Origin of the sequence: Novosphingobium sp. (genome assembly GCF_032093395.1) — a bacterium.
Taxonomy (GTDB): Bacteria; Pseudomonadota; Alphaproteobacteria; order Sphingomonadales; family Sphingomonadaceae; genus Novosphingobium.
Window position 1 is genome coordinate 599 of the sequence record NZ_DAMDBA010000133.1, and the last position, 6,502, is coordinate 7,100.

At 62.2% G+C, this 6,502-nt stretch carries 15 protein-coding genes; all 15 read right to left on the reverse strand.

Annotated elements, in window-relative coordinates; translation table 11 throughout:
• Nucleotides 1-394 (reverse strand): Lar family restriction alleviation protein (locus tag RT424_RS23510; protein WP_313443175.1); only part of this gene is annotated, 394 nt, incomplete at its 3' end.
• Nucleotides 391-804, reverse strand: a complete 414-nt coding sequence (locus RT424_RS23515; RefSeq protein ID WP_313443177.1) for a hypothetical protein — start codon at nt 802-804, stop codon at nt 391-393. The genes RT424_RS23510 and RT424_RS23515, both read right to left, overlap by 4 nt.
• Before the next feature lie 2 nt (nt 805-806).
• A complete protein-coding gene (locus tag RT424_RS23520; protein ID WP_313443179.1) occupies nt 807-1,073 on the reverse strand; it encodes a hypothetical protein in 267 nt (88 codons plus the stop codon).
• Nucleotides 1,070-1,471: a recombination protein NinB gene (locus RT424_RS23525; protein ID WP_313443181.1), complete on the reverse strand. Its 402-nt coding sequence runs from the start codon at nt 1,469-1,471 to the stop codon at nt 1,070-1,072. Before RT424_RS23525 ends, RT424_RS23520 begins: the two co-directional genes overlap by 4 nt.
• Nucleotides 1,464-1,850, reverse strand: coding sequence for a hypothetical protein (locus tag RT424_RS23530; RefSeq protein WP_313443183.1), 387 nt, complete (start codon nt 1,848-1,850; stop codon nt 1,464-1,466). Before RT424_RS23530 ends, RT424_RS23525 begins: the two co-directional genes overlap by 8 nt.
• 11 nt (nt 1,851-1,861) lie before the next feature.
• Nucleotides 1,862-2,353, reverse strand: a complete 492-nt coding sequence (ssb, locus tag RT424_RS23535) for a single-stranded DNA-binding protein (protein ID WP_313443185.1) — start codon at nt 2,351-2,353, stop codon at nt 1,862-1,864.
• 2 nt (nt 2,354-2,355) lie between these two features.
• Complete coding sequence (locus tag RT424_RS23540; protein ID WP_313443186.1) at nt 2,356-3,030, reverse strand: hypothetical protein; 675 nt, start codon at nt 3,028-3,030, stop codon at nt 2,356-2,358.
• Nucleotides 3,030-3,980 (reverse strand): hypothetical protein, encoded by a 951-nt coding sequence (locus tag RT424_RS23545; RefSeq protein WP_313443187.1) that lies wholly within the window; start codon nt 3,978-3,980, stop codon nt 3,030-3,032. The genes RT424_RS23540 and RT424_RS23545 overlap by 1 nt, the downstream gene beginning before the upstream one ends.
• A gap of 14 nt (nt 3,981-3,994) precedes the next feature.
• The gene (locus RT424_RS23550) at nt 3,995-4,741 is read right to left on the reverse strand and encodes an ERF family protein (protein WP_313443188.1); all 747 of its coding nucleotides are present in this window, start codon (nt 4,739-4,741) and stop codon (nt 3,995-3,997) included.
• Nucleotides 4,742-4,766: 25 nt separating this feature from the next.
• Nucleotides 4,767-4,889, reverse strand: a complete 123-nt coding sequence (locus RT424_RS23555; RefSeq protein WP_313443190.1) for a hypothetical protein — start codon at nt 4,887-4,889, stop codon at nt 4,767-4,769.
• A 1-nt stretch (nt 4,890) separates the two neighbouring features.
• Entirely contained in the window at nt 4,891-5,133 is a 243-nt protein-coding gene (locus tag RT424_RS23560) for a hypothetical protein (RefSeq protein WP_313443192.1), read from the reverse strand.
• A complete protein-coding gene (locus RT424_RS23565) occupies nt 5,133-5,336 on the reverse strand; it encodes a hypothetical protein (protein WP_313443194.1) in 204 nt (67 codons plus the stop codon). The genes RT424_RS23560 and RT424_RS23565 overlap by 1 nt, the downstream gene beginning before the upstream one ends.
• Nucleotides 5,333-5,659, reverse strand: coding sequence for a hypothetical protein (locus RT424_RS23570; RefSeq protein WP_313443196.1), 327 nt, complete (start codon nt 5,657-5,659; stop codon nt 5,333-5,335). Before RT424_RS23570 ends, RT424_RS23565 begins: the two co-directional genes overlap by 4 nt.
• A 128-nt stretch (nt 5,660-5,787) precedes the next feature.
• Nucleotides 5,788-6,177, reverse strand: a complete 390-nt coding sequence (locus RT424_RS23575) for an HIRAN domain-containing protein (RefSeq protein ID WP_313443198.1) — start codon at nt 6,175-6,177, stop codon at nt 5,788-5,790.
• 31 nt (nt 6,178-6,208) lie between these two features.
• On the reverse strand, nt 6,209-6,502 hold a 294-nt coding region (locus RT424_RS23580; protein ID WP_313443201.1), incomplete at its 5' end, for a hypothetical protein.

Consider the following 6,502-nt stretch of genomic DNA (forward strand, 5'->3'; position numbering starts at 1 on the left):
GCGCCCTGATGTTCTCTACGATGTGATTGTACTTCTCGCGGGAGATGAGGCCGGAGTGCTCAAGCTGGGAGGCGGCGGTGAGGTCGTCGGGCTGAACCGGCGCGCGGGCTGTCCAGTGCGCAATTGCATCCTGGCGCGCCTCTTCGTGGTCGCACTGGTTGACCATGACTTGCGCCATGCAGCCCGAGCAATGCACAATGGACTGGTATATCCCGGAATGCGGGAAGAGCCGTGTGTGGGTCGATGGTGTGCCGTTGCAGAACGGGCAGCGCGGAAGCGTGCCTTCGAGCACCAAGCGGATATCGGTCGCATCAGGCTTCAAGCTGATGGGCGCGGGCCGGGTGGCGGCGATCTCCACGGCTTCCGGCGTATGCTCAGTGCGGGTGTCGGTCATGCTGCTCTCACCTTGCTGTTGCGTTGGAATTCGCCGAACGTCAGGCTTTCATTGACGTCGCTGATGGATAGCCATTTGGAATGCCGGGCCTTCGCGCGGGTGGTGGCGATCACCTCCATCTCGTATCCCGCATAGGACACGATCCAGCGCTGGTGCTTATCGCCGATGGCCTTGAGATGCGCAGCAAGCGCAGCCCGGCCTTCATCTGTGATGAAGAAATATTCGCCCTCGCCGCCCTTCCCGTCGCCCTCCCAGTGCGGGGATGCGGCCATATCACGGCGCAGATCGGTGTCGCCGATCACGTAGAAGTAGTTGCGGTAGGATTCCGCGAGGGGATCGACCGGGCGGCCAAGCGCGTGGTCGATGTGGTCCATCGCCTTGTTTTCCAGATATCGGTCGACTTGGCCCACGCTCACCCCTCCTCGATCTGAGAGGGGGCGGAGGGGAGGTAGTGCGTCGGATCGAACCGAAGCATACGGTCCACGCAGACGAAACCAGCGTTGCAGGCCCAGCTATCGCCATCCCACTCGCCATAGACCGGGAATATGGTCTCGACCTTCTGCGAGCTGGGATCGAGAAGATGGGCCACACGGATGCGCTGATCTTTTGGCGCATCGGCAATCGGAAGCCACCCAGCTTCTTTCATGCCCGCAGCGATATCGGAGGTTGTGGTGCTCATGCGGCGTGCCTTTCAGCGGGTTCGCTCCATTCGACACCGTGCTCGGCACCGAAGGCGTACATGCTTTCAATCATGTCGCTCATCTGGGCGACGGTGAGGCGGGAGGAACGGAAGCCGGTGTTCACGACACCATCGCCGTCGAGCGAGGGAACCCAGTTCGCCTGGTGACCCATCGCGTCGAGGAACAGGCACTTCCAGATCTCGGGCTTGAGGTTGCGGCCCATCGGCTTCGCCCGGCTGATGTCGGACAGCATGGCGTGCATCTTCGCGTTCTGGTCCAGCGAGCGGGTTGCCTCCCGGATGTTGAGCACGGCCCGCTCCGGCGCCCGGTCGATCAACTGATGTGCGAGGCGCCGAACCTGTTCGTTTGCGAGAATGAGCGTCTGGCCGTTAGCCATTGCGATGCTCCCTGATCTGCTGGCGGCGCGGTGAGGCGTCGCACAGGCTTTCGATGAGCTGGTCCACCGTTTGGCCGGAGGCGACCTGGTAGGCGCGCCAGAACGACTGCTCGCCGATCTGGTGCTGCTGCTGGTGGTGCCCGATGAAGTCGAGGTCGCGGCCGCAGAGCGGAACCGCGCGCCAGTCGTCCGGCTTCTGTGACATGCCCGCCCCGCTACCGATGCGGACGTGGGCCGCCTCGATCGGCGCACGCTGGCAACCGGGCCAGGCGCAATGGAAGGACCGGACGAACGCGAGGTGCGCCTGAGACTTCCAACGGCTCTCGCGCTTTTCCTTCTTCGGCGCGGGATCTTTGAACTTGCGGGGTGGGAGTGCCATGGCGCGCTACCTCAGAACGGCAGATCGTCGTCGAGGTCGTCGCCGAAGCCACCACCCGCGCCGTCCTGCCAGCCACCACGGCCGGAGTTGTAAAGCTCCCGATCGCCGGACTGCCTGCCCTGCCCGCCGTCGTGCTGGCCATTGCTGCCCTGCGCGCCGTCGAGCATCACAAGCACGCCGCCGCGCCCGCCCACCGAAACCTCAGTGGAGTATCTGTCAGCGCCCGAGGAATCCTGCCATTTGCGAGTACGGAGCTGGCCCTCGATGTAGATTTTCGAGCCCTTGCGTAGGAACCGCTCGACCACGCCGACCAAGCCTTCGGAGCCGATGACTACACTGTGCCATTCGGTGCGCTCCTTGCGCTCACCGGTGGCCTTGTCCTTCCAGTTTTCCGAGGTCGCGATGCGAAGGTTGGCGATACGGCCACCGTTCTGAAAGCTCTTCACTTCCGGGTCGGCGCCCAGGTTGCCGATGAGGATGACTTTGTTGACGCTGCCGGCCATGATCAGGCTGCCTTCTTCTGTTCGTGGTAGGTGACGCCGGGCACCCGAGGGCGAGCGCCGCGCGCGTCGCGGTCGGCAAGCTCCTGGATCAGAGCGAGGAACGCTTCCTGATACAGGGGCAGGTAGTGCCGAAGAGCGGCGTTCTTGTCGGTGATCTCGGCTTCCCAGTAGGTGCGGAGGCCGGTGGCGCTGCGGTCGATCTTGTTGGCGACGGCGTTCAGCTTCTTGGCGGCCTCGAGGTCCTGTTCCGCCTCGAAGCGCTGCTCCAAGTCCTCGGACTGCTGGAGGGCTTCCTGCGCCTTGCGCTGTCGTTCCTCGGCTTCCTCGCGCGCCTTGCGGGCGGCTTCGTCCTTGGCGCGCTGCTTGGCGACCCGGTAGGGCGTCAGGGCATCGCCGCAGGCGGTCTGCCCGCGCGCCGCCTTATCGACGATCGGCTTCCACTTCGTCTGGACCACTTTCGCGGCATCGTCGTGCGGCTTCTTCTCGGCGGCGCGGGCCTTATCGGCGTCCTGCTTGGCCTTGAGGAAGTCCTTCGACAGGGCGTCGATCGCGGCTTCCTGTTCGTCCGTCTTGACCGGACCGCCGGCCAGGGTGTCGGAGAGCAGAGAGAACAGCTCGTCGATGTGAAGACCGAAGGCTTCCTCGGCGGGCGGGTTGTTGTGTCCGGTGGTGGCCATCAGAACATCCTATCGATGATTTCGACGAGGTAAGCGGCGTTGACCTTGGTCGGGTCCTTCTCCTTCACCTTGCCCATGAGCTCGATGAAGTAGGCGCTATCGACGCCGGTCAGCTGGTCCTGAAGAACCGCCGGGTCGGTGAGGTCGAGCTCGGAAACCTGCATGAGCATCTTGAGGATCTGCCCGGCGTTGATGACCCAGCCCCGGCGGATGAACTTGCGGAGGCGGATCACACTGCTGACCGGGTACTTGCTGCCGACGTACCGAAGCTCGCGGCACATCAGGCTCTCCAGCGCGGGCTGGCGAAGCATCAGTTCGCCGTCCTTGCTGGTCCAGTAGTTGGTGCAGTGGACGAAATCGTAGTTCTCGTGGATCGTGTCCGCTTCGCCATAGAAGCGCAGGACGATCTGGACCTTGCCGCTGAGCGTGATTGCATTGGTCGACATGAAGACCGGCCGATAATCATTGCCTTCGGCGCCTATCGCGGCTTCGTGAGTTTCCTCGCGGGCGTCTTCGATCTCGCCAGCATCGCCCATGACTTCGCTGACGTAATCGCCGCCCTCGCCGTCCGGCTGCCCCTCAAAGTACTGGTAATCGGCATCGGCGCCGTCTTCGCTGGCAACTCCGGCAGACTTCACGACGACGCGGATGCGCCCTTCGGTGTCATCCACCGAGATCGCGCAAGGGATTCCGTTGCGCTTCTTCACCTCGAAGCGCTTCACGTAGTATTCCGCGACGGCCTTGGTGGTGGCGTGGTCGGTGAAGTAGAGATCGAAGTCGTTGATCTTCTCGCCCAGCAGCATGGAAGCGATGCAGCCGCCGGTGATGATCGTATTTTTCTCGACCAGCTTGCGTACTGCCTCGTCCTCGATGGAAGCGGCGAAGGAGTTGAATTTCTTGGCGAGCAGAGCCTTGATGGTCTTGCCCTTCATGCCGCGATGACGGTCCATAGTTTCCGTTCCCATCAGAAGTTGATTTCGTCGTTGAGGTCGAAGCCCGCGCCGGTCTGGCTGGCTCGGTTCGTGTCAGCCTTCGCCTTGTTGGCTAGGCGCTCGTTCAGGAGCTCGATGGCCTCGGCGTATTGCTGCTGGTTGAGCAGGCGCAGGTTTCTGACCTTGAAGTGGTCCACCAGATCCTGGGACGTAGTGCCGCTTGCCTCAGCCATCTTGACCAGCTTCGACCATTCCGCGTCCGGCATGCCAGAGGGTTCCTCGCGCCGTTGTTCTTGCTGGCGCGGCGCGATTTCATGGGTCGTCGCGTCGGCATCGTTGTCCGCCTCGGTCGGGATCATGAAGACCTGAAGCGCGGCATACTTCATCGCCGCCGACTGAGCTTTGTTGCTGCTCTTGTCGGCGCTATCCATGGCCTCGCCGATCATGCGGACAGTGTCGCAAGACCCGTCGAGCGCGGAGACGAGTTTGAAATCCACGGTGAGGATCGTGTAGTTCAGGGCGCCGCCGTTCTTGGTCTGGCGCTCTTCCCGCTTCTGATCGACGACGAAAGGCAGCATCAGCAGGCGGTTGCACGCCAGCACACCGCAAAGGGCGTTGTAGACGTCGTCGATGCCGCGAAAGTTGTATCCCTGCTGGGTGTTGCGACGGTCCTTGCCGATGCCTTCCTTCGACATCTGCTCCATGACGTTCGAAATGGCCATGTAGACGGCCGGGACAGCGGAGGCTTCGGCGGCCTCGATCTTGGTCTGCGCATTCATGTGCGTGTCCTTGTGGAGTTGCCGGTCAAAGCCCGACCCAACCGCCGAACGAGAGTTCAGCGGTGGCGAGCAGCGCGCCGGCCAGAGCGGCGGCGGTCAGAACGAGGGCGAACAGCGCCCATTCGCGGAGGGTGTGGCGGGTGGACATTTCAGCCCTCCCCGCCACGGTTGCGACCCGACAGGCGGCCGGGGTGAAAACGGTATGCCGAATGGATGGCGAGCAGCATGGCCAGTGCCATGACGATGAAACCGCCAACGGCAGGCCAGAACAGGTCCGACAGGATGAAGGCACGCGCAGCAGCGTTGTTGTCGGTCAGCATGCGGCTGCCAGCGTCGAGGGCGAACAGCAGGGCGGTGCCGACGGCGAGCGTCGCGAGGATTATCCGGATCATCAGGAAGTCCCCTCATCCATGCCCGCGATCAGACCGGCAGCGATGTTGTCGAGCATGGCGCCAAAGCGGGCATTGCGAGCCTCGGCAGCATCCAGGCGGGCGGTGTGCTGGTCACGGGCTGCGCACTGCTCAGCGGCGTAGCTGTTCCAGTCGAACCCAGGGGTGGCGGCGAGCGCGGGAGCGGTCTGTGCGAGGCGGCTCATGCTGCCTTCCTTCCCGCGTAGTAGGCCGAAACCTCAATGTTGGTGGGGTCTTCGGCCAGCCACAGAGCCAGCTCGTTCGCGGCCTCGTCGAACTCGCAGGGGACGCCTTCGAGCAGGATTTCAGCTTCGCGGACGATGCCCTTGTAGATGCTGATGAGGTGGCTATCGCCGGAGTTGGCTTCGATGCGGCCACGGGCGATCGCGATCAAGCTGGTCAGGAACGGGCGGGTATAGCCGCCAGGAACTTCGCAGGCCGCTTCGAGCGCGGCAATGTGCGCGTCGTGGAAGCGGTCCTCTGCAATGAAACGGGTAAAGATGCGCATTGCGATCTCCATCGGTGGTCCCGGCAGGTCTGCGCTTGCGGCTCACTGCTGGGCTGATGGAGATTTAATGTGCCCCATTTGGGCATATGTCAATGCATAAAATATGCCCCTGTTGGGCATATTGAATTTTAGTCGGGCCACATCTCGTCGGGATACCAATCCGGCTCAGGATCGAATCTAGCGACCGGAACTTCCGCCCCAGGTGTAGGCGACGGCAGATCGGGCACCGTTCCATCAAGCGACACGCGGGCGACCGCGCCGAAGCGCGTCGCCTCCTGAAAGATTGCTGTGATGGTGTGGCCCTGCCGGAATAGCTGGGCGATGCGGACGGCGCGCTGGGACGAGATATAGCCCAGCTGAACGCCGCGCTCCGAATAGACGGCTATCGCGTGCTCGTCGGCCGGGTTGTCGGGTTCCGGTCGGAGTTCGAGCGGATCGCCGGGAGCGCAGAGGGCGATCTCGAAGCGGCGGCCGGGGCTCTTACCCTTATTCGGAAAGTCCGCCCCGACGATGAGCAAGGATACTTGAGAAATCGGCAATGGATTCTGCTCATTCGGTGGGCGGTGTATCAGACCCGAAATCCTCTTCTCCCCGAGCGATAGCTCCGGTCACCGACGATACTAGAATGAATATACTCCTATACAAATCATGCATAACAAGTCCGTTGAGGATTATTATAGCCGAACATCCTGTTATACATAGCGATCTTATCGTTTCGTCTTTCGGATAGGCTCCATACACAAAAAGACAAGTTAATGCCAATCCAAACGCCCAAAAAATTGTCCAAGCATTAGAATTAATCTCGCTCCGGACTTTCCTGGCCGCTTTTTCAGCTGCGTCTTT